The organism is Nocardioides sp. SYSU D00065 (assembly GCF_017916425.1).
Taxonomy (GTDB): domain Bacteria; phylum Actinomycetota; class Actinomycetes; order Propionibacteriales; family Nocardioidaceae; genus Nocardioides.
This window is the reverse complement of sequence record NZ_JAFMSX010000001.1, coordinates 336,451-355,756: the sequence shown is the minus strand read 5'-3', so window position 1 is coordinate 355,756 and position 19,306 is coordinate 336,451. Positions and strand designations below refer to the sequence as shown.

The window sequence follows — 19,306 nt, the reverse complement described above, 5'->3', positions numbered from 1 at the left end:
CCCACGGGTCAGATGCGCGACCCGTCGTCCCAGGGGTCGCGCGGAGACCGCGGCATCTCCCGCACGAGGTAGAGGAACCCGCCGACGAACCACGCCACCAGCGCCCATCCGACGACTGCGGGGACGGGGACGGAGAAGAGCCCGATGACCAGGGCGACGGCGGGCGCCAGGAAGATCCCGGCCCAGGCCACGCCGCGCTCCCACGTGCGGGGGCGGGGGAACGGTGGAGCGGGCGGCGGGCGGAACCGCTCGACCGACGGCACCTCGTCGCGGACGTCGTCGTCCGCATCGGGATCCTCGTCCGCGACGTCCTGGCGCTCCCGGGCCAGGAAGGACCCGGGCTCGGGGTCGGGCTCGGGGACCGCGGCGTCCGCATCGTCACCGGCCGGCTCGTCGTCGAGGACGGGGCGCTCGCCGTAGTGCTCCACGATCTCGCGCCACGCCTGCTCGGTGCGGCTCTCGTCCTCCGGGCGGCTCACGACACCACGGTAGCCCGACCGTGGTGCCGACCCGGCGGGAGCACGGCCCGCGGCCGCGCGAGGGACGACTCTCCGGTGGTGCAGACTGGGCGCGTGAGGATCCCGTTCCGCGGCGCGCCGACCGCGCCGCTCGATCCGGCCCTGGTGGCGCCGATGTCCACGGGGGCCCGACCGGAGCTCACCGGCGGGCGGCGCGTCGGGGTGCTCGTGCAGCACGGCTTCACCGGCAACCCCGCGTCCATGCGGCCCTGGGCCGAGGACCTCGCCGCGCGCGGGTACGCCGTCGAGATGCCGCTGCTGCCCGGCCACGGCACCCGCTGGCAGGACCTCAACAAGGTCACCTGGGCCGACTGGGTGGCGACCGTGGGGAGCGCCGTCGACAAGCTCGCGGCGGAGAACGACGCGGTCGTGGCCGTCGGGCTGTCCATGGGCGGGGCGCTGTGCCTGCGACTGGCCGCCGATCGCGGCGACGACCTCGCGGGCATCGTCATCGTCAACGCAGCCGTCGACACGCTCCGCAAGGACGTCAGGCTGCTGCCGGCGCTCAAGCACCTGGTCCCGGGCCTGCCCGGGATCGCCAACGACATCAAGAAGCCCGGCGCGGACGAGCACGGCTATCCCACGACGCCGTTGAAGGCGGCCGCGTCGATGTTCGCCGGCTACGCCGACCTGCGTCGCGACCTGCCGAGGATCACCGTCCCGGTGCTGTCCTTCCGCTCCGCGGAGGACCACGTCGTCGACATCTCCAGCTCCCGGGCACTCCACGCCGGGCTGTCGTCGAGGGACTTTGAGGAACGGGTCCTGGCCGACAGCTACCACGTCGCCACCCTCGACAACGACGCTCCGCGCATCTTCGCCGAGTCGGCGCAGTTCATCGAGCGCGTCACCGCGGCCGCTCAGGGCTAGGCTCACACCGTGCTCTATTGGTTCCTCAAGTGGATCGCCCTCGGCCCCGTGCTGCGACTGGTCTTCCGTCCCAAGGCCTACGGCGTGGACAACGTGCCCGAGCAGGGAGCCGCGATCCTCGCGAGCAACCACCTGTCGTACGCCGACTGGCTCTTCATGCCGCTGACGCTCAACCGCCGCGTCACCTTCGTCGCCAAGGCCGAGTACTTCACCAGCCCCGGGATCAAGGGCTGGTTCCAGAAGAAGTTCTTCTCCGGCGCCGGCCAGGTGCCCATCGACCGGTCCGGGGCCAACGCCGCCGAGGGCGCGATGAAGTCGGCGATGAAGATCCTCGCCGCGGGCGACCTGTTCGGCATCTACCCCGAGGGCACCCGCTCCCACGACGGCCGGCTCTACCGCGGCAAGACGGGCGTGGCCCGGCTCGCCCTCGAGTCGGGCGCCCCCGTCATCCCGTGCGCGGTGGTCGGCACCGACGTGGTCGCGCCGAACGGCAAGATCTACGGCACCTGGACGCGCCCGGTCGTGCGCTTCGGCAAGCCGCTCGACTTCTCCCGCTACGAGGGCATGGAGAACGACCGCTACATCCTCCGCTCGATCACCGACGAGATCATGTACGAGATCATGCGCCTGTCCGGCCAGGAGTACGTCGACATCTACGCGAGCAAGGCCAAGGAGCTCGACAAGGCGCTCGACAAGGAGGCCAAGGACAGGGCCAAGCGCGCCGCTGCCGAGCAGGCCGAGGGCGCCGAGGCCGGCGACGGGCCGGAGCAGAAGGCGTCCTGAGCAGCCACCAGGACCCGGCGGCGCGCACGCCGCGGGCGGACTCGGCGCTCGCCGTCGAGGACCGGCTGTACGCCGCGCTGGCGATCGTGCGGGTCGTGGTGACCGTCAACATGGTGGGCCTCAACGCCTACCGCCGCGACAGCTTCCAGCAGCCCGACGTCGCCCTGGCGATCGTGCTCGTCCTGGTGGCGTGGACGGCCGTGGCGACCTGGCTCTACTCCGACCGCGGCCGGCGTACGACGCCGCTGCTGGTCGCCGACCTGGCGGTCGCGCTCGCGGCCGTGGCGGCGACGCCGTGGGTCAAGTCCGAGGGCTTCGACGCCACGATCCCGGGGTTCTGGGTGATCGGGCCGCTGCTCGCGTGGGCCGTCCACTGGCACTGGCGTGGCGGTCTGGTCGCCGCGGCACTCGTCGCCGCCGCAGACCTGGTGCCGCGCACGGACGTCGACCAGGGCAACTACGGCAACGTCTTCCTGGTCCTCGTCGGTGGCCCGGTCGTGGGCTACCTGTGCGCGTCGCTGCAGCGGATGGCGCGCGAGCGTGACGCGGCGGAGCGTGCGGCCGCGGCGGCGCAGGAGCGGACCCGGCTGGCGCGCGCCGTCCACGACGGCGTGCTGCAGGTGCTGGCGCTCGTCCAGCGCAGGGGTGCGGCTGCTGGCGGGGAGTGGGCCGAGCTCGGGCGCCTGGCCGGCGAGCAGGAGCGCAGCCTGCGCTCGCTCATCCGTCAGCAGGACACCGTGTCCGCGGCTGCGGGCGGTCAGGTGGACCTGGCGGGGGCACTGGAGGCGATGGCGACCGCCCATCCGCTCCGGGTGGAGGTCGCCACCCCCGGTGGCACCGTCCCGGTGGACGAGAGGGTCGCGTCGGAGACCGTGGCGGCCGTGCGGGCCTGTCTGGACAACGTCCTGGTCCACGTCGGACCCGCGGCGACCGCGTGGGTGCTGGTTCAGGCGGCTCCGGACGCCATCACGGTCTCGGTCCGCGACGACGGCCCGGGGATCGCCGCGGGCCGGTTGGAGGAGGCCGAGGCCCAGGGCCGGCTGGGCGTGGCGTCCTCGATCCGGGGCCGCATCGCCGACCTCGGCGGCACCGCGACCGTGGCGACCGGGACGTGGGGCACCGAGTGGGAGCTGACCGTCCCGCTCGCGTGACTAGCCTGGTGGCGTGACCATCCACACCACCCACCCGTTCCTCGAGCCGGAGGGGGACCGGGACCCCGTCCGCCGCCTGCGCGGGCGCCTCGGCAGCACCGTCTCGCTGTGGACCGCGGGCGGCGAGGAGCAGCGCGCCGGCCTCACGGTCTCGTCCTGGATGGTCGCCGGAGGTGAGCAGGGACGGGTGCTGGCCCTCCTGGACCCCGACGCCGACCTCACCGACGTGCTCCTCGCGACGGGACGCGGCGTGCTGCAGCTGTTGGCATGGGAGGACCGCGACCTGGCCGACGCCTTCGCCGGCACCGCGCCGGCGCCGGGAGGCCCGTGGCGGATGACGCGCTGGGTGGCGACCGACCACGGACCCCGCCTGGCACACGCCGCGACATGGGGCACCATCGAGGTGGAGTCGGACGCAGCGGTCGGCTGGTCGCGCCTCGTCACCGCCGTGGTGCGCGACCTGGTGGTCGGAGACGACGACCAGCCGCTCGTGCACCGACGCGGTCGGTACCGTCCGCCGGGTCACTGACCGGTCTACGATGCCACCCAACCGAGGGAGCCTGGGGGCGTGATGGTCAGGGTGATGGTGGTCGACGACCACCCCATGTGGCGCGATGCCGTGGAGCGCGACCTCCAAGCCGCGGGTCACCAGGTCGTGGCCGTCGCGTCCAACGGTCGTGAGGCGATGGCCCGGTTCCCCGCCGCCGCTCCCCAGGTCGTCGTCCTCGACCTGCAGCTGCCGGACCTCAGCGGCGTCCAGATCACCTCGATGATGCTCGAGCACGACCCGACGGCGCGGGTGCTGATCCTCTCGGCCAGCGGGGAGCAGGCCGACGTGCTCGACGCGATCAAGGCCGGCGCGACCGGCTACCTCGTGAAGTCCGCGTCGAGCGCCGAGCTCGTCGAGGCGGTGACCCGGGTCGCCGACGGCGACGCGGTGTTCACGCCCGGCCTCGCCGGCCTCGTGCTGGGCGAGTTCCGCCGGGTGGCGGACGGACCCGGCGACGACCCCCGGGACCAGCTGACCGAGCGGGAGACCGAGATCCTCAGGATGGTCGCGACGGGCATGAGCTACAAGCAGATCGCGAGCCGGCTGGTGCTCTCGCACCGCACCGTGCAGAACCACGTCCAGAACACCCTGCGCAAGCTGCAGATGAACAACCGCGTCCAGCTCACCCGCTGGGCGATCGCGCACGGTCTGGACGGTGACGGCGACGGTGACTGACACAGGCGTCAGTGCCGCCGAGTGCCGGCGGACGCAGGCCTCGCTCCGGCGCGGGGACGAGGCGGGACGCCCATGACGACCTGGCGCCGTGCCACCCAGGCCGACGCCGTCGCGCTGCGCGACCTGGAGCGGGTCGCGAGCCGGGCGGGGCTCGCCCACGTGTTCGGGGACCTGCCGTACCCCGACGACGACGTGCTGGCCCGGTGGGTGCTGCTGCTCGACGACCCGGGCGTGGTGGTCGAGGTGGTCGAGGACGCGCAGGGCCTGGTCGCGTTCACGGCCCACGACGGGACGTCGCTGCGGCACCTGGCCGTGCGACCCGACCACTGGAGTGTGGGACTGGGGCGCGAGGGCTTCCGGCGGGCGGAGGCTGCGGGGGCCCGCCGGCTGTGGGTGCTGGAGGACAACCGGCGAGGCCGCGGGCTCTACGAGTCGCTCGGCTGGCGGCCGAGCGGGGTGACCCAGGAGTGCCCCTGGCCGCCGTATCCGACCGAGCTCGAGTACGCGGCTCCCTAGGATCGAGGGCATGTCCGCGAAGAGCTCCGACCCGCTGCTGGAGATCGCCGACGACCTCTACGCCCTGCCGCTGGCGGACTTCACGCCGGCACGCGACGCGCTGGTCAAGGAGCACAAGGCGGACAAGGCGCTGGCGAGCTCCATCAAGGGGCTGCGGAAGGCGTCGGTGGCCGCCTGGGTCGTCAATTTGCTGGTCCGCCGCGACCCCGACCAGGTCGACCAGCTCCTCGCCGTCGGCGAGGCGCTGCGCGACGCCCAGGAGAACCTCGACGCCACCCAGCTGCGCGAGTTCACCAAGCAGCGCCGCCAGCTCACCGCCTCGGTCACCACGGCTGCGCGGCGGGTGGCGCGCGAGGAGGGTGTGCGCACGACCGAGTCCGTCGCGGACCAGGTCGAGGCGACCCTGACCGCCGCGATGCTCGAGCCTGACGCGGCCCGCGCCGTGCGGAGCGGCCTGCTGGTCACGGCACTCTCCGCCACCGGTCTGGGCGACCTCGACCTGAGCGGTGCCGTCGCGTTGCCCGAGGCGCTCGGGTTCAGCGCGAAGGCGCGACCCGCCGAGACGACGGCACCGGCGAAACGGCCGCAGCTGCGCGTCGTACCGGACCCCGACGCCGACGCGAAGGCCCGCGCCGCCGCCGACGAGCGGGTAGCCGACGCGAAGGCGCTGCTCAAGGACGCCGAGAAGGAGCACCGCGCCAGCCGCCGCGCGGTGGAGAAGCTGCAGGCCAGGACGCTGCAGATCCAGTCCGAGATCGACGAGCTGCGCAGCCAGATCGCCGCCCTCGAGGACACGCTCGAGGAGGTCGACGACGAGCTCGGCGAGGCCGAGGCGGCCCAGGCCGAGGCGGAGGAGGCGGTCAGCGAGGCGCAGGCCGAGGTCGAGGCGGCGCGGGAGGCTCGCGAGCGGCTGTGACGGCCGTTCGACACGAGCACCGGCGGGCGCTGCTAGGTTCGAGCGTCGCGAGCCGGCGGGACCTCCGGGCGGCGACGACATCGTGAGGAGGATCTGTCGTGAGCGTGCAGGTGGTCGACGTACCCGAGCGTGAGCGGTTCGAGGCAGCGGTGGACGGCGCGGTCGTCGGCTTCGCGGCCTACCAGAGGACCGCGGAGCTGGTCGTGTTCACCCACACCGAGGTGGACCCGTCGCTGGAGGGACAGGGCGTGGGCGGCGCACTGGTCCGGGAGGCGCTCGACCACGTGCGAGGTCTCGGTCTGCGCGTGCTGCCGATCTGCCCGTTCGTCCAGTCCTACATGACGCGCCACCCCGAGTACGCCGACCTGGACTACCGCCGCCCGCCGAGCAGGGTCACCGACTGACCCGAGCGGTCACTCCCCGGCGGTCGTCCAGCCCTGCGAGCGCTGCACCGCCTCGCTCCAGCGGGCGTACGACGCGTCCAGCGCCGCTCGGTCGCCGCCCGGCTCGAACCGCCGGTCGAGGGACCACGTGTCGCGCAGGGCGTCGGTCGAGTCCCACACGCCCGTGCCCAGCCCGGCCAGGAAGGCGGCCCCGAGGGCGGTCGTCTCGACGATCTCCGGACGCTCCACGGCCCGGCCGACCTGGTCGGCCTGGAACTGGCAGAGCAGGTCGTTGGCCGCGGCCCCGCCGTCCACCCGCAGGGTGGTGAGCTCGGGCAGCGTCTCGAGCACGTCGCGCACCTCGAAGGCGATGGCCTCGAGGGTGGCCCGGACGAGGTGGGCGCGCGTGGTGCCCCGGGTGATGCCGATGATCATGCCGCGCGCGTGCGGGTCCCAGTGCGGTGCGCCGAGGCCCGTCAGCGCCGGAACGAACACGACGCCGTCGGTGTCGTCGACCGTCTGCGCGATGGCCGCCGTCTCGGCGGCGCTGCCGACGATCTGGAGACCGTCGCGCAGCCACTGCACCGCCGATCCGGTCACGAAGATGGCGCCCTCGAGGGCGTACGTCATCTCGCCGCCGGGGGAGCGCCAGGCGGCCGTGGACAGCAGGCCGGCGTCGCTGCGCAGGACCGAGCCGCCGGTGTTGGTGAGGATGAAGGAGCCGGTGCCGTAGGTGCACTTGGACTCGCCCTCCTCGAAGCAGGTCTGTCCGAACAGCGCGGACTGCTGGTCGCCCGCGATCCCGGCGATCGGGAGCGACAGGCCGAGGAAGACGGCGGGGTCGCTGGGTGCGACCTCGCCCCAGTTGGGCACCAGCTCGGGCAGCGCGTCGCGAGGCACGCCGAACAGCGAGCAGAGCTCGTCGGACCAGTCGCCGGCCTCGAGGTCGAAGAGCAGGGTGCGGCAGGCGTTGGAGACGTCGGTGACGTGCCAGGTGCCGCGGGTCATCCGGGCGACGAGGTAGGAGTCGACGGTGCCGACCGCGTACCTGCCCGACTCCACCAGCGCCCACGTGTGCGGCTCGTGCTCGGCCAGCCACATCAGCTTGGTGCCGGAGAAGTAGGGGTCGAGCCGCAGCCCGGTCAGCTCGGCGACGCGGTCCTCGTGACCCTCCGCGCGCAGCCGGTCACAGATGTCCGACGTACGCCGGTCCTGCCACACGATCGCGCGCCGCGGCGACCCGAGGGTCTCCCGGTCCCACAGCACGACCGTCTCGCGCTGGTTGGTGATGCCGATGGCCGTGAGCTCGGACCGGTCGACGCGGTCGAGCACGTCGCGGGTGGCCTCGAGCGTGGCCTGCCAGATCTCCTCCGCCGAGTGCTCCACCCAGCCCGGTCGTGGGAAGTGCTGGCGGAACTCCTGGTAGCCCGTGGCCTGGATGCGGCCGTCGGGGGTGACGACGACGGCCGTGACGCCGGTGGTGCCGGCGTCGATCGCCAGGATGCTCACGCCCCGCTCCCTCCCGCGCCCCGGATGATCTGCAGGATCCGCCGGTCGATCCAGGCCGGTCGGGCCCCGGAGTCCACGCGCATCTCGTAGTTCTCCGAGCCCACCCACATGTGAAAGCTGTCCTTGCCGTCGGCCTTGGCCAGCGCCTCCAGCTCGATCATCAGCGCGTCGTCGACGGGCACCCGCTCCTCGGGCGTGGAGGCGGTGAGGTAGAGCTCGTTGAGGTCCACGAGCCGAGCCAGCTCGGTGACGGGGTCGGCGTGGTCGTCGACGCGCAGGTCCACGGCGACGTCGTCGTGACCGCCGTAGCCGGCACCCTCGCGGACCACGAGCAGGGCCGCCGACTGACGGCCCCGGCTGTCGCCGCCGGCCTGGTCGCCGGCCGCCAGGGCGGCGAGCAGGCGGCGCTCGACCGGCTGGTCGGTGGTGGCCAGCCAGGCGGCCTCCATCGCCTCCACGACCTCCGGGCCGGTGAGGATGTTGCCCTGCACGGCGTAGCCGCCGCGCTCGCCGCTGCGACCGGTGCGCCCGCCCGCCCAGGCGAAGCACTCGGCGCCGGTCCAGGTGGCGGCGTTGCCGTCGGAGTCGACGATGCCCGCCTGACGGTGCTCGCGTCCCTCGTCCTCCTCCACGAGGCGGTCGAGCGCGACCTGTGCGGTGGCGCCGTCGTCGAGGTGGGCCAGCCCGAGGTACTTGTAGGCGAGGTTGGCGTCGGCCTGGGTGGCGATGGCGCCGACCCCGGCTGCGGCGGCGGGCACGGCCGACCCGACGGCGAGGAACTTCGAGGCGACGGCGACGCCCCAGGACTCGCCGTCGTCGGAGCGGGCCACGATCGAGAATGTCATGCCTCGACCCTAGTGTGAGTCCGTGCTCACCCGACTCGGCTTCCCGCGCGTGGGGGAGCACCGACGCTTCGTCGCCGCCATCGTGGCCGACACCGTCGGCAGCGGCCTGTTCATGCCGATCACGCTGCTCTACTTCCTGGCGATGACCGACCTGTCGCTGGTGCAGATCGGCTCGGCGCTGTCACTGTCCGCGCTGCTCACCATGCCCGGCGCCTTCGTCATCGGCAGCCTGGTGGACCGGTTCGGTCCCCGCCAGATGATGCTGGCGGGCAACCTGCTGCAGGCCGTCGGCATGGTCGCCTACCTGTGGGCCGACGCGCTCGTGGCGGTCGCGCTGTGGACCGCCCTGCTCAACCTCGGGCGCCAGTCCTTCTGGGGGTCCTTCGGCAACGTCGTCACGGCGATCTCCGCGCCCGGCGAGCGCGAGCTGTGGTTCGGCTTCCTCCAGGCGGTCCGCAACCTGGGCTACTCCGTCGGCGGGGTGCTCGCCGGGGTCGCGCTGCAGGTCGGCACCGACGGCGCCTTCCAGTCGGTGGTCGTGGTCAACGCGGTGACGTTCGTGGTGGCGTTCGTCCTGCTGCTGGACGTGCCCGACCACCGCGTGGCGCGTGCCGACGACGCCCCGGTCGAGGGCTGGGCGGTGGTCCTGAGGGACGGCCCCTACCTCCGGCTGGTGCTCGGGCAGTTCGGGTTCGTGGCCGGGATGATGGTGCTCAACTTCGCGCTGCCCGTCTACGCCGCCGAGAACATCGACCTCCCCGGCTGGGTGGTCGGCGCGATCTTCACCCTCAACACGGCGCTCGTCGGCCTCGGACAGGGACTCGTCGTACGCCGGATGACCGGGCGTGTGCGCGCCCGGATGATGGGGCTGGCGCAGGTGGTGTTCGTGGCCAGCTACGCGATGTTCGTGGTGGCCGGCTGGTTGCCGGTCTGGCTGGCGGTGGTGGTGATGCTGGTCGGGGCGGCGGTCTACACCGGCGGCGAGCTCGCCGGCGGGCCGGTCTTCAGCGCGACCGCCGCCGAGGCCGCGCCCGACCACCTGCGCGGTCGCTACCTCGGCCTGTTCCAGCTCAGCTGGGGGATCGGCGGCGCGGTCACGCCCGTGGCGTACACGTGGCTGCTCGCCCGCGGCGAGACGACGCTGTGGTGGGTGCTCGCCCTCGTCGCGCTCGCCAGCGCGGCGTACCTGCAGACCCTGCCGCGGGTGCTGCCGGCGGCCGCTGCCCGGGTCACGGACCGCTCGCCCCAGGAGGACCGGAGCGAGGTCGAGTAGGCGGCCCGGGCCGCCCAGGCGTCACACCTGGCCGATGCCTGCCAGCAGGTCGGTGAACCACGCCTGCGAGGCGTCGAAGGGCTTGTGACCGGCGATGCGCTCGAACTCGATCGCGCGCAGCTCGTCGCCGTGGTCCTCGTCGTGCCCGATGACTCCCGGACGGCCCTCGAGGGCGCAGCTGACGGCGAGCTCGGCCATCTCGCGGATCAGCGCCAGGTCGGTGTCGTTGGCCGGGGCGGAGCGGGAGAAGTAGCCGGACTTCTGCACCATCTGCTTCTCCGCGCCGATCTCGCCGGCGAACCGGTCGGCGAAGTAGCGGCCCGGGTCGATGGTGTCGATCTTGACGTGGCCGAACGGGTCGCGCCCCACGGTCTCGCCGGCCGCCTCGAGCTCGGCGACGATGTCGTCGACGCCCGCGCCCTCGGCGAGGAAGATGTTCACGCACCCGATCTCGTCCATCACCTCCCGCAGTCGGCGAGCCTCCGCGGCCAGGTCGATGCCGCGCTCGGGCACGTAGACGGCGTGGATCGCCCAGCGGCGCGGGTCCAGGCCGATGCCGGGCAGCCACTGCTGCTCGGCGTGCCAGGCCATGTAGTCGCGCGCCGCCGCGGCCGTCAGCCAGCCGCTGGCGCGGCCCATCACCTCGTGCACGATGAGCATGCGCGGGTTGGAGCCGTGCTCGGCCAGCACGTGCTGGGCGAAGCGCGAGGCCTCCTGGGCAGCGGTGAGCGCGCCGAGGCTCTGCCGGATCGGCACGATGTCGTTGTCGATGGTCTTGGGCAGGCCGACGACGGTGAGCTCGGACCCCTGGGTGCGGAGGTACGCCGCCAGGTCGGCCGCCGCGGTGTTGGTGTCGTCGCCGCCGATCGTGTGCAGCACGTCCACGCCGTCGGCCTGCAGGCGCGCCGCGGCGACCTCGAGCGCCGTCTCGCCCTCCCTGATGAGCCCGCGCTTGCGGCAGTCGTCGTCGTTGGTGAGCTTGACGCGGCTGTTGCCGATCGGGCTGCCGCCGTAGCGGTGCAGCAGCGACGCACCGGCACGCTCCTCAGGCCCGATCACGACGGTGTTGCCGGTGAGCAGACCGTGGTAGCCGTGCTTGTAGGCGATCAGCTCGATCTCGGGGTCGGTGGCGTCGTAGGTCTCGATCAGGGCGCCCACGGCGGAGGACAGGCAGGGGGCGTACCCGCCCGCGGTCAGCAGGGCAACACGCTTCGGCATGGGCGACAGCGTAGTTGGATCGATCCAAGTCGGAAAGGGCGTCGGCGGCGCCCGTGCCTCGCTCGGCGCGGCGGTTGCCTGACCGGTCGGCGCGGGGCCATTGTGAGGCAGAACCGTGCTTTCCACGGACCGACGAGGGGAGTTCCCATGAGCGCCACAGCAGCCGCCCGGCAGGACGTCGACGGACCAGGGGACACCGAGCTCAAGCGGGTGCTCGGGCCCAAGCTCCTGCTGCTCTTCATCGTCGGCGACATCCTCGGGGCCGGTGTGTACGCCGTAACGGGCAAGCTCGCCGGGCAGGTGGGCGGCGTCGCGTGGCTGCCGTTCCTCGTCGCCTTCGCGGTCGCCACGGTCACCGCCTTCTCCTACCTCGAGCTCGTCACCAAGTACCCGCAGGCGGCGGGCGCCGCGCTCTACACGCACAAGGCGTTCGGGGTCCACTTCGTCACCTTCCTCGTGGCCTTCACGGTCGTGTGCTCCGGAGTCACCAGCGCGTCCACGTCCTCCAACCTGCTGGCCGCCAACCTGCTGATCGGGTTCGGCAACGACGAGCCGAGCGCGGCCGCGACGCTGACCACGGCGCTGCTGTTCATGGTCGTGCTGGCCGCGATCAACCTGCGCGGCGTGGGGGAGAGCGTGAAGTTCAACGTGCTGCTGACGATCGTGGAGATGACCGCGCTCGCCATCGTCATCGGGATCGGGATCTGGGTGGTGGCCAGGGGCGACGGCGACCTGGGACGGGTCACCGTGTTCGAGAGTCCCGACGACAAAGGCCTGTTCATGGCGGTCACGATCGCGACCGCGATCGCGTTCTTCTCGATGGTGGGCTTCGAGGACTCGGTCAACATGGTCGAGGAGACCAAGGATCCGGTGCGCATCTTCCCGCGGATGATGCTCACCGGTCTGGGCATCGCGGTGCTGATCTACATGCTCGTCGCGATCTCCGTCGTGGCCGTGATCCCCGCCGGCCAGATCGCGGAGCCCACCAACGCCGAGGCCGGCATCCTGCTCGACGTGGTGAGGGTCGGTGCGCCGGACCTGCCGATCGACACCCTCTTCCCGTTCCTGACGGTCTTCGCGGTCGCCAACACCGCGCTGATCAACATGCTGATGGCGAGCCGGCTGATCTACGGCATGGCCCGCCAGGACGTGCTGCCGCGCTCGCTGAGCAAGGTCCTGCCCGGCCGCCGCTCGCCCTGGACGGCGATCCTCTTCACCACGGTGCTCGCCCTCGCCCTGATCACCGTCGTCACGCTCGACGCCGAGTCGTCGGTGGTGTCGGCCCTCTCCGGCACGACGGCCCTGCTGCTGCTGGCGGTGTTCACCCTCGTCAACGTCGCCTGCCTGGTCCTGCGCCGCGACCCGGCGCCCGACGGCGCCTTCCGCGCCCCGGGCCTGCTGCCGGTCGTGAGAGCCCTGTGCTGCGGCTACCTCCTCGGACCCTGGGCACGCCTGGAGGCCGACATGGTGCAGTACAAGATCGCAGCCGGGCTGCTCGCCGTCGGGGTCGTGCTGTGGGCGCTGACCTGGATGACGAACCGCGGCGTCCGGGCGAAGAAGACCGGGTTCCGCGACATCGAGCACCTCGAGGACTGAGCCGGCAGCGACACGGGCGGCCGCGTCCCGCTCGGGCGGGCGCGTCCGTCTACGGTTGCCCGGTGACACGACGACCCCTGGGGGCCTTCCTCGCGGTGCTGGTCGCCTCGGCGCTGGGATGCTCCTCCGTCGTCCGGCCCTCGCCCGGGGCCCACGCGACGCCCGGGGACGACCGCACGGCCCCGACCGTCGCCACGTCGCCCGCCGGACCCGAGCCGGCACTGGAGCGGGGACCGACCGAGCGACCGCCGGTGCCCGGCGCCCCCCAGCTGCCGGGGGCCTACCGGTTCGTCTCGGCGCCCGACTTCCTCAACCAGGACGTCGCGCACCTCACCGCCGGAGGTGGACGAGAGGTCGTCGACCCGGCCACCGGCGAAGCGGTCAACTCCACCAACGACGAGTACGAAGCCGCGCTGGACCACGTGATCACCGAGATGGCCTCCCACGGCACCGACGACGTGCTCGTCGCGGGCGACCTCGTCGAGGGCCGGTGGGGTCGTGACGACTCGCGCACGGGTGTCTTCGGTCCGGTGCGCACCGACGCGCAGCGCCTGCGCGCCTGGCGCCGCGCCGCGGCGGTGTACTACCCGGCCTGGCACGAGCGCTTCCGCGCGCACGGCCTGCGGACGTATCCGGCGGTCGGGGACCACGAGGTCGGCGACGATCCCTGGCGCACCCGTCGCCGCGACGCGTGGGTCGACTTCAAGCGCCGCCACGTGCCGCAGTTCAAGCGGCTCTTCGCCGACCAGGCTCTGACCCGTGCCGACGGATCCCCACGCTTCCGCGACCGGCCGCGCCGGGGGCCGGCCCGCGAGACGGCGTACGCCGTGCGCCTCGATGCCCACGTCCTGCTGGTGACGCTCGACGTGTTCGAGCGGCGCGGGGGAGACGTGCACATGTCGGTCGACCCCGCCCAGCTGTCGTGGCTGCGCGGCGTGCTGCGGCGCGCGCGCGAGGACGAGGTGCCGTGGGTGCTCGTGCAGGGACACACCCCGATGACCGGCGACGTGCGGGTGCGCAACTCCAGTCGCCTGGTCTACGAGGAGGGGCTGCGCTCGGAGCTCTGGCGCACCATGGTCGAGGGCGGCGTCGACGTCTACCTCAGCGGCGAGGTGCACGACCAGACGGTCGAGGAGCACGACGGCATCCTCGCGGTCTCCCACGGCTCGCTGTTCTACCGAGGTGAGGCGTCCTACGTCCTGGGCCAGGCGACGGCCGACCAGCTCGTCTTGGAGAACCACCAGTTCCGCGGCGAGATCGGCTACGACGACCGGCTGTGGACCACCTCGCGCCAGGGTGCGCCGGCACACATCAGCTACCCCCGTCCCTCGATCGTCACCGGCACGCTCGTCGCCCGCCGGACCGGGTCGGGCGGGCTGCGGGTCGAGGACGCGGAGGGCGTCCTCGAGCCGCGGTCCTGACGCGCGTGCGGTGCCGTGGCGTTCAGCGGGCGGTCACGGTTCGGGTGTGGCCGCGCGGGCGCCGTACCCTTGACGGGTGAGTGCCATCCCCACCCTCGAGCAGCTGCACGCGCTCGGGCCCAAGCAGCAGCCGACCTACCCCGACGCCGGGGCCGTCGACGCCGCCGTCGCCCGACTGAGGACCGCGCCGCCGCTCGTCTTCGCGGGCGAGTGCGACGACCTCACCGAGAAGATCGCCGCGGTCACCCGCGGCGAGGCCTTCCTCCTGCAGGGCGGTGACTGCGCGGAGACCTTCGCCGGCGTGACCGCCGACAACGTCCGCAACAAGCTGCGGGTGCTGCTGCAGATGGCGGTCGTGCTGACGTACGCCGCCTCCGTGCCGGTCGTCAAGCTCGGCCGGCTCGCCGGCCAGTACGCCAAGCCGCGCAGCTCCGACGAGGAGACCCGCGACGGCGTCACCCTGCCGGCCTACCGCGGCGACGCGGTCAACGGCTACGACTTCACCGCCGAGGCGCGGATCCCAAACCCCCAGCGGCTGGTCGAGGTCTACAACTCCTCCGCCGCCACGCTCAACCTCGTCCGCGCCTTCGTCACCGGCGGCTACGCCGACCTGCGCCAGGTGCACACGTGGAACACCGACTTCGTGCAGAGCTCGCCCTTCGGGCAGCGCTACGAGGCGATGGCCGACGAGATCGAGCGCGCCCTCACGTTCATGAAGGCGATCGGCGCCGACCCCGACGAGTTCCACCGCGTCGACTTCCACTCCAGCCACGAGGCGCTGCTGCTGGAGTACGAGCAGGCCCTGACCCGCATCGACTCGCGGACCGACCAGCCCTACAACGTCTCGGCGCACTTCGTGTGGATCGGCGAGCGCACCCGCCAGCTGGACGGGCCGCACGTCGAGCTGCTGTCGCGGATCAAGAACCCGATCGGCATCAAGCTCGGCCCGACGACGACTCCGGACGACGCCCTCGCCTACGCCGGGCGCCTCAACCCGGACAACACCCCCGGCCGGCTCACCTTCATCACCCGCTTCGGGGCCGGCAAGATCCGCGACGGGCTGCCGGCACTGGTGGAGAAGGTGAGCGCCGAGGGCGTCAACGTGGCGTGGGTCTGCGACCCGATGCACGGCAACACCTTCGAGGCGTCCTCGGGCTACAAGACCCGCCGCTTCGACGACGTGATCGACGAGGTCCAGGGCTTCTTCGACGTCCACCGCAGCCTCGGCACGTGGCCCGGAGGCGTCCACGTCGAGCTCACCGGCGACGACGTCACCGAGTGCGTCGGCGGCGGCGAGGAGATCGACGAGGTGGGGCTCGCCCACCGCTACGAGTCGGTCTGCGACCCGCGGCTCAACCGCGTGCAGTCGCTCGAGCTGGCGTTCCTCGTCGCCGAGATGCTCCGCAAGGCCTGAGGCAGCGACCGCGCGCCTGCGAGCGGGCGCTGCCGAGCCGCTCGTACCTCCGCCACCGCTCGCAGGTGGCGGAGGGTAGGTTCGGCGCGTGATCGACCTGCGCTCCGACACCTTGACCCGACCCACCGACGCGATGCGCGAGGCGATGGCTCGCGCGGAGGTCGGCGACGACGTCTACGGCGAGGATCCGACGGTCGCGGCGCTGGAGGAGCGGGTCGCCGGCATGTTCGGCCACGAGGCGGCGCTGTTCACGCCGACGGGGTCGATGGCCAACGTCCTGGCCGTGGCCTCGGTCGTCTCGCCCGGCGAGGAGGTGCTGTGCGAGTCGTCCGCCCACATCGCCCGCGCCGAGCTCGGCGCCCACGGCGCCATCACGGGCCTCACCATGCGCACCTGGACGCACGAGCGCGGTCAGGTCGACCTTCCCGCGATCGACCGCCTGTACGCGCCGGACATGGGCCCGTTCTTCGTGCGCACCGCTGCGGTGTCGGTCGAGAACACACACAACTTCGCCGGAGGCGCGGTCCTGCCGCTCGACGACCTCCGCGCGCTGCGCGCCTGGGCGGACGAGAAGGGCACCCGGATCCACCTCGACGGCGCCCGGCTGTGGAACGCCCACGTCGCGACCGGGACGCCGCTGGTCGACTACGGCCGCATCGCCGACGTGCTGGCGGTCTGCCTGTCCAAGGGCCTCGGAGCGCCGATCGGATCGCTGATGGTCGGCTCGGCCGACGCGATCGCCCAGGCGCGGGTCCGCCGCAAGCGGATGGGTGGTGGCATGCGTCAGGTCGGGGTGCTCGCGGCGGCAGGGGCGTACGCCCTCGACCACCACGTCGAGCGGCTGGCCGACGACCACGAGCACGCGCGGCTGCTGGGCGAGGCCCTGGGGCTGGATCCGGCGACGGTGGACACCAACATCGTCGTGGTCGACCGTCCCGACGCGCCGGCGTTCGTCGCCGCAGCCGCCGAGGAGGGCGTCCGCATCGCCGCGGTGGGGCCGCGGGCCGTCCGGGTGGTCACCCACCTCGACGTCACGCGGGCCGACGCCGATCGGGCGGCCGCGGTGCTTGCCCGGCTCGGCTGACGCACGGCGGTCCCCGCGTCCGCACGTCGTCGGCACCGGTCTCAGGGCTGGCCGCGCCACTCCCACCGGTCGATGACCTCGCCCTCGTGGAGGGTGGACCGCTCGCCCGTGACCCCGAAACCGCGCGCCGTGTAGAGCCGGCGCGCGCGCCGGTCGGTCTCGCGTACCCAGACCGACAGCCGCCGCCAGCCGGGCCCCTCGTCACCGCGCTGGACGGCACGCACCAGGGCGCTCGCGACCCCGCATCCCCACAGCGCCGGATCGACGAGCACCATGGACAGGTGACCGGTCGAGGCCTCCGGTCCGTGGTCGTCGACGTACGTCTCCGCGAGCAGCATGCCTGCGGGGCGCTCGCCGTAGTGGGCGAGCAGCGCCACGGCGCCGGAGCTGGAGCGGCTGGTCGCGTCCGCCAGCCTGACCGCGACCCGCTCGAGCCGGCCGGGCGAGGGTGTGCGGCCCGTCGCGAGCCGCGCCGCCTGCCAGACGCCGACCGCCAGCCGGCGGGACTGCTCGTCGTCGATCCGGGCGATCAGGGTGCGTGGCATGACGCGTCGCGCGTGCCTCAGCCGGCCCGGCGACCGACGATGGAGACCTCGCTGATCGCCGTGTAGTCGCGTCCGAGCTCGCCGGCGCCGGGAGGCGTCACGGAGTCCAGCGTGAGGGTGATCGTGCTCGTCCGGGTCGGGGTGACGTCGATCAGCTGCATCATGGGTCGCTCGGTGAGGGTCTGGGTGACCGCGGTGCCGTCCTCGAAGGTCCAGGTCACGGCGAGGACGCGGCGGTTGTTCGGGTACCAGTCCACGCCCGCGACCTGCTTGGCGTAGCCGTTGACGAGTCCGACCCGGCTGACGACGGCCGGCTCGGCGAGGGTGATCGTGATGCTCTGCCCCGTCGCGTCGCCCGCCGTGCGCCACGTGGTGCTCGGGAGCCCGTCGTGCATCTGGCTCGCCTCGTAGGCCACCAGTGCGCCGTCGAAGTCGGTGGTGGGCGGAGCCGTGCCCGGCACCTCGAACGTCGCCGTGGTGGCGAGGTCGAGAGGCTGCCCGACCCCTGTCGGGGCGGCCGAGGGCTCCGGAGCCGCCTCCTCCGATGCATCGGTGGTGTCCTCGGGTGCCGGCTCGCTGCTCGCGGGGGACGTGGCCGTCTCGGTGGGCTCCGTGGCGACGTCGTCACCGTCGGAGGCGAAGACCCGCAGCAGCACGAGCACCAGCGCGACGAGCGCGACGGCGCCGACCACCCAGGCGATCCACGCCCGGCCGGGCAGCGGGTCGTCGGCGCGAGGGTCGTCGACCTCCTCGTAGGGGAGCAGCTCCTCGCGCGGGTCCCACCGCTCCGGTGTCGGCTCGAGAGGGGTCACCGGGGCCACGGGCGTCGGGTCGGCGGCCTGTACCGGCAGCCCCACCGGCTCACGCTCGGCAGCAGGCGCGGCGGTCACCTCGGACGGCGGTCCGGGCGGGGGTGCGGGCGGCGGCTCGGCGGGCGGCGGTGCGGGCACCGGGCCAGCAGGCGGAGCGCCGACGGGAGGAGGGGAAGCGGCGGTGCGGACCGGCGCCCCGATCAGGTGCCCGCAGTTGAGGCAGAACCGGCCCACGCCGAGCTCGGCCCCGCACGCCACGCACCTGTCCACGACCCCACGATAGGGGGACCGAGCCCTCGCGTCGCCCGGTTCGCCGGCGTCGCCGCCCTCAGACGGCGATGTGCGGGACCTCGCCCTCGACGACGCGCCGAGGCGCGAGCTCGACGGTCAGCATCGCGACGAGGACCATCCCGCCACCCAGCAGGAGCCGGGTGGTGACGCTCTCCCCGCCCAGCCACACGGCGAAGAGCGAGGCGAAGACGGGCTCCATGCTCATCAGGATCGCACTGCGTGTGGGCGGGAGGTGCGCCTGCGCCCACGTCTGCGCGAGCAGCGCCAACGCCCCCACGACGATGGCCATGTAGAGCACCGAGGCCCAGTCGGAGGCACGGTCGGGGAGCTCGACCCCGTCGTGCACGGTCGCGGCGCCGCAGAGCAGCGCGATCACGACGACCTGCAGGATCGTCATGCCGAGCGCGTCCTGGGCGGTCGACCACGCCCCGAGGCCGACGATGTGCAGCGCGTAGAGCACCGCCGAGGCCAGGGTGATCAGCTCCCCGTAGCCGATGCTGAAGCCGCGCAGTGCGAGGACGGCCAGACCCGCTGTGGCGAGCAGCACGGCCGCCCACGTCACCGGCGGGATCCGCGTGCGCAGGATCGCCGCCGCGAGCAGCGGGGTGCAGACGACGTACAGGCCGGTGACGAAGCCGCTGACGCTCGCCGGCGTGTGCGCCAGCCCCGCCGTCTGCAGGATCTGGGCGAGCCCGTAGAGCACGCCCAGCACGACCGCGTGCCGACGCACCACGGGGGAGAGGCGCCCGAGCGCTCGGGGCGCGACGACCAGCAGCACCACCGCGGCGATGGTGAAGCGCACCGCGAGGAAGTCGAGCGTCGGCACCCGTTCGAGCAGGTCCTTGATCAGGAAGAACGTCGAGCCCCAGCATGCGGCGAGGGCGAGCAGGACGACGGCCGCCAGCAGCGTCGTACGCCGGGTCTGCTCGCGTCGCACGG

The 19,306-nt window shown here is 73.0% G+C and carries 20 protein-coding genes; 13 read left to right on the top strand and 7 right to left on the bottom strand.

Going from position 1 to position 19,306, the window contains the following annotated elements; translation table 11 throughout:
* Window positions 1-8: 8 nt before the first annotated feature.
* Window positions 9-479, bottom strand: a complete 471-nt coding sequence (locus J3P41_RS01755; RefSeq protein ID WP_210648540.1) for a hypothetical protein — start codon at window positions 477-479, stop codon at window positions 9-11.
* A 93-nt stretch (window positions 480-572) separates the two neighbouring features.
* On the opposite strand from J3P41_RS01755, the gene J3P41_RS01750 reads away from it, so the two are divergent.
* From J3P41_RS01750 to J3P41_RS01715, 8 genes are all read left to right on the top strand, one after another.
* Window positions 573-1,385 (top strand): alpha/beta fold hydrolase, encoded by an 813-nt coding sequence (locus J3P41_RS01750; RefSeq protein ID WP_307861780.1) that lies wholly within the window; start codon window positions 573-575, stop codon window positions 1,383-1,385.
* Window positions 1,386-1,394: 9 nt separating this feature from the next.
* The gene (locus J3P41_RS01745; RefSeq protein WP_210648539.1) at window positions 1,395-2,168 is read left to right on the top strand and encodes a 1-acyl-sn-glycerol-3-phosphate acyltransferase; all 774 of its coding nucleotides are present in this window, start codon (window positions 1,395-1,397) and stop codon (window positions 2,166-2,168) included.
* A gap of 95 nt (window positions 2,169-2,263) precedes the next feature.
* The gene (gene macS / locus J3P41_RS01740; protein WP_374192857.1) at window positions 2,264-3,319 is read left to right on the top strand and encodes a MacS family sensor histidine kinase; all 1,056 of its coding nucleotides are present in this window, start codon (window positions 2,264-2,266) and stop codon (window positions 3,317-3,319) included.
* Between the two features lie 13 nt (window positions 3,320-3,332).
* A complete protein-coding gene (locus J3P41_RS01735) occupies window positions 3,333-3,848 on the top strand; it encodes a flavin reductase family protein (RefSeq protein WP_210648538.1) in 516 nt (171 codons plus the stop codon).
* 42 nt (window positions 3,849-3,890) lie between these two features.
* Window positions 3,891-4,544, top strand: coding sequence for a response regulator transcription factor (locus J3P41_RS01730; RefSeq protein WP_210649682.1), 654 nt, complete (start codon window positions 3,891-3,893; stop codon window positions 4,542-4,544).
* A 72-nt stretch (window positions 4,545-4,616) separates the two neighbouring features.
* On the top strand, window positions 4,617-5,060 hold the full coding sequence (locus J3P41_RS01725) for a GNAT family N-acetyltransferase (RefSeq protein ID WP_210648537.1): 444 nt from the start codon (window positions 4,617-4,619) through the stop codon (window positions 5,058-5,060).
* 10 nt (window positions 5,061-5,070) lie between these two features.
* Window positions 5,071-5,976 (top strand): hypothetical protein, encoded by a 906-nt coding sequence (locus J3P41_RS01720; RefSeq protein ID WP_210648536.1) that lies wholly within the window; start codon window positions 5,071-5,073, stop codon window positions 5,974-5,976.
* 98 nt (window positions 5,977-6,074) lie between these two features.
* Complete coding sequence (locus tag J3P41_RS01715; protein ID WP_210648535.1) at window positions 6,075-6,380, top strand: GNAT family N-acetyltransferase; 306 nt, start codon at window positions 6,075-6,077, stop codon at window positions 6,378-6,380.
* A 9-nt stretch (window positions 6,381-6,389) separates the two neighbouring features.
* On the opposite strand, the gene glpK is transcribed toward J3P41_RS01715, so the two are convergent.
* Both glpK and J3P41_RS01705 read right to left on the bottom strand, forming a co-directional pair.
* Entirely contained in the window at window positions 6,390-7,868 is a 1,479-nt protein-coding gene (gene glpK / locus J3P41_RS01710) for a glycerol kinase GlpK (RefSeq protein ID WP_210648534.1), read from the bottom strand.
* Window positions 7,865-8,713 carry a DUF1028 domain-containing protein gene (locus J3P41_RS01705; RefSeq protein ID WP_210648533.1) on the bottom strand — a complete coding sequence of 283 codons (849 nt, stop codon included), beginning with the start codon at window positions 8,711-8,713 and terminating at the stop codon, window positions 7,865-7,867. The genes glpK and J3P41_RS01705 overlap by 4 nt, the downstream gene beginning before the upstream one ends.
* Window positions 8,714-8,735: 22 nt before the next feature.
* On the opposite strand from J3P41_RS01705, the gene J3P41_RS01700 reads away from it, so the two are divergent.
* A complete protein-coding gene (locus J3P41_RS01700; protein WP_210648532.1) occupies window positions 8,736-9,986 on the top strand; it encodes an MFS transporter in 1,251 nt (416 codons plus the stop codon).
* 21 nt (window positions 9,987-10,007) lie between these two features.
* Here the strand turns inward: J3P41_RS01700 and J3P41_RS01695 are convergent, their stop codons facing one another.
* Window positions 10,008-11,204 (bottom strand): pyrophosphate--fructose-6-phosphate 1-phosphotransferase, encoded by a 1,197-nt coding sequence (locus tag J3P41_RS01695; protein ID WP_210648531.1) that lies wholly within the window; start codon window positions 11,202-11,204, stop codon window positions 10,008-10,010.
* Between the two features lie 147 nt (window positions 11,205-11,351).
* Between J3P41_RS01695 and J3P41_RS01690 the strand changes: the two genes are divergently transcribed.
* The 4 genes from J3P41_RS01690 to J3P41_RS01675 all read left to right on the top strand — a co-directional run bounded on the left by J3P41_RS01690 (window position 11,352) and on the right by J3P41_RS01675 (window position 16,719).
* A complete protein-coding gene (locus tag J3P41_RS01690) occupies window positions 11,352-12,800 on the top strand; it encodes an APC family permease (protein ID WP_210648530.1) in 1,449 nt (482 codons plus the stop codon).
* Between the two features lie 62 nt (window positions 12,801-12,862).
* Window positions 12,863-14,221: a metallophosphoesterase gene (locus J3P41_RS01685; RefSeq protein WP_210648529.1), complete on the top strand. Its 1,359-nt coding sequence runs from the start codon at window positions 12,863-12,865 to the stop codon at window positions 14,219-14,221.
* Between the two features lie 76 nt (window positions 14,222-14,297).
* Window positions 14,298-15,635, top strand: coding sequence for a class II 3-deoxy-7-phosphoheptulonate synthase (locus tag J3P41_RS01680; RefSeq protein ID WP_210648528.1), 1,338 nt, complete (start codon window positions 14,298-14,300; stop codon window positions 15,633-15,635).
* 88 nt (window positions 15,636-15,723) lie between these two features.
* Window positions 15,724-16,719, top strand: coding sequence for a low specificity L-threonine aldolase (locus J3P41_RS01675; RefSeq protein WP_210648527.1), 996 nt, complete (start codon window positions 15,724-15,726; stop codon window positions 16,717-16,719).
* Window positions 16,720-16,760: 41 nt separating this feature from the next.
* Here J3P41_RS01675 and J3P41_RS01670 read toward each other — a convergent pair whose 3' ends face one another.
* The 3 genes from J3P41_RS01670 to J3P41_RS01660 are packed head-to-tail and all read right to left on the bottom strand — an operon-like array spanning window position 16,761 to window position 19,304.
* Window positions 16,761-17,264, bottom strand: coding sequence for a GNAT family N-acetyltransferase (locus tag J3P41_RS01670; RefSeq protein ID WP_210648526.1), 504 nt, complete (start codon window positions 17,262-17,264; stop codon window positions 16,761-16,763).
* A gap of 17 nt (window positions 17,265-17,281) precedes the next feature.
* Entirely contained in the window at window positions 17,282-18,346 is a 1,065-nt protein-coding gene (locus J3P41_RS01665; protein ID WP_210648525.1) for a zinc ribbon domain-containing protein, read from the bottom strand.
* A gap of 58 nt (window positions 18,347-18,404) precedes the next feature.
* Complete coding sequence (locus tag J3P41_RS01660) at window positions 18,405-19,304, bottom strand: DMT family transporter (RefSeq protein WP_210648524.1); 900 nt, start codon at window positions 19,302-19,304, stop codon at window positions 18,405-18,407.
* Between the last annotated feature and the right edge of the window lie 2 nt (window positions 19,305-19,306).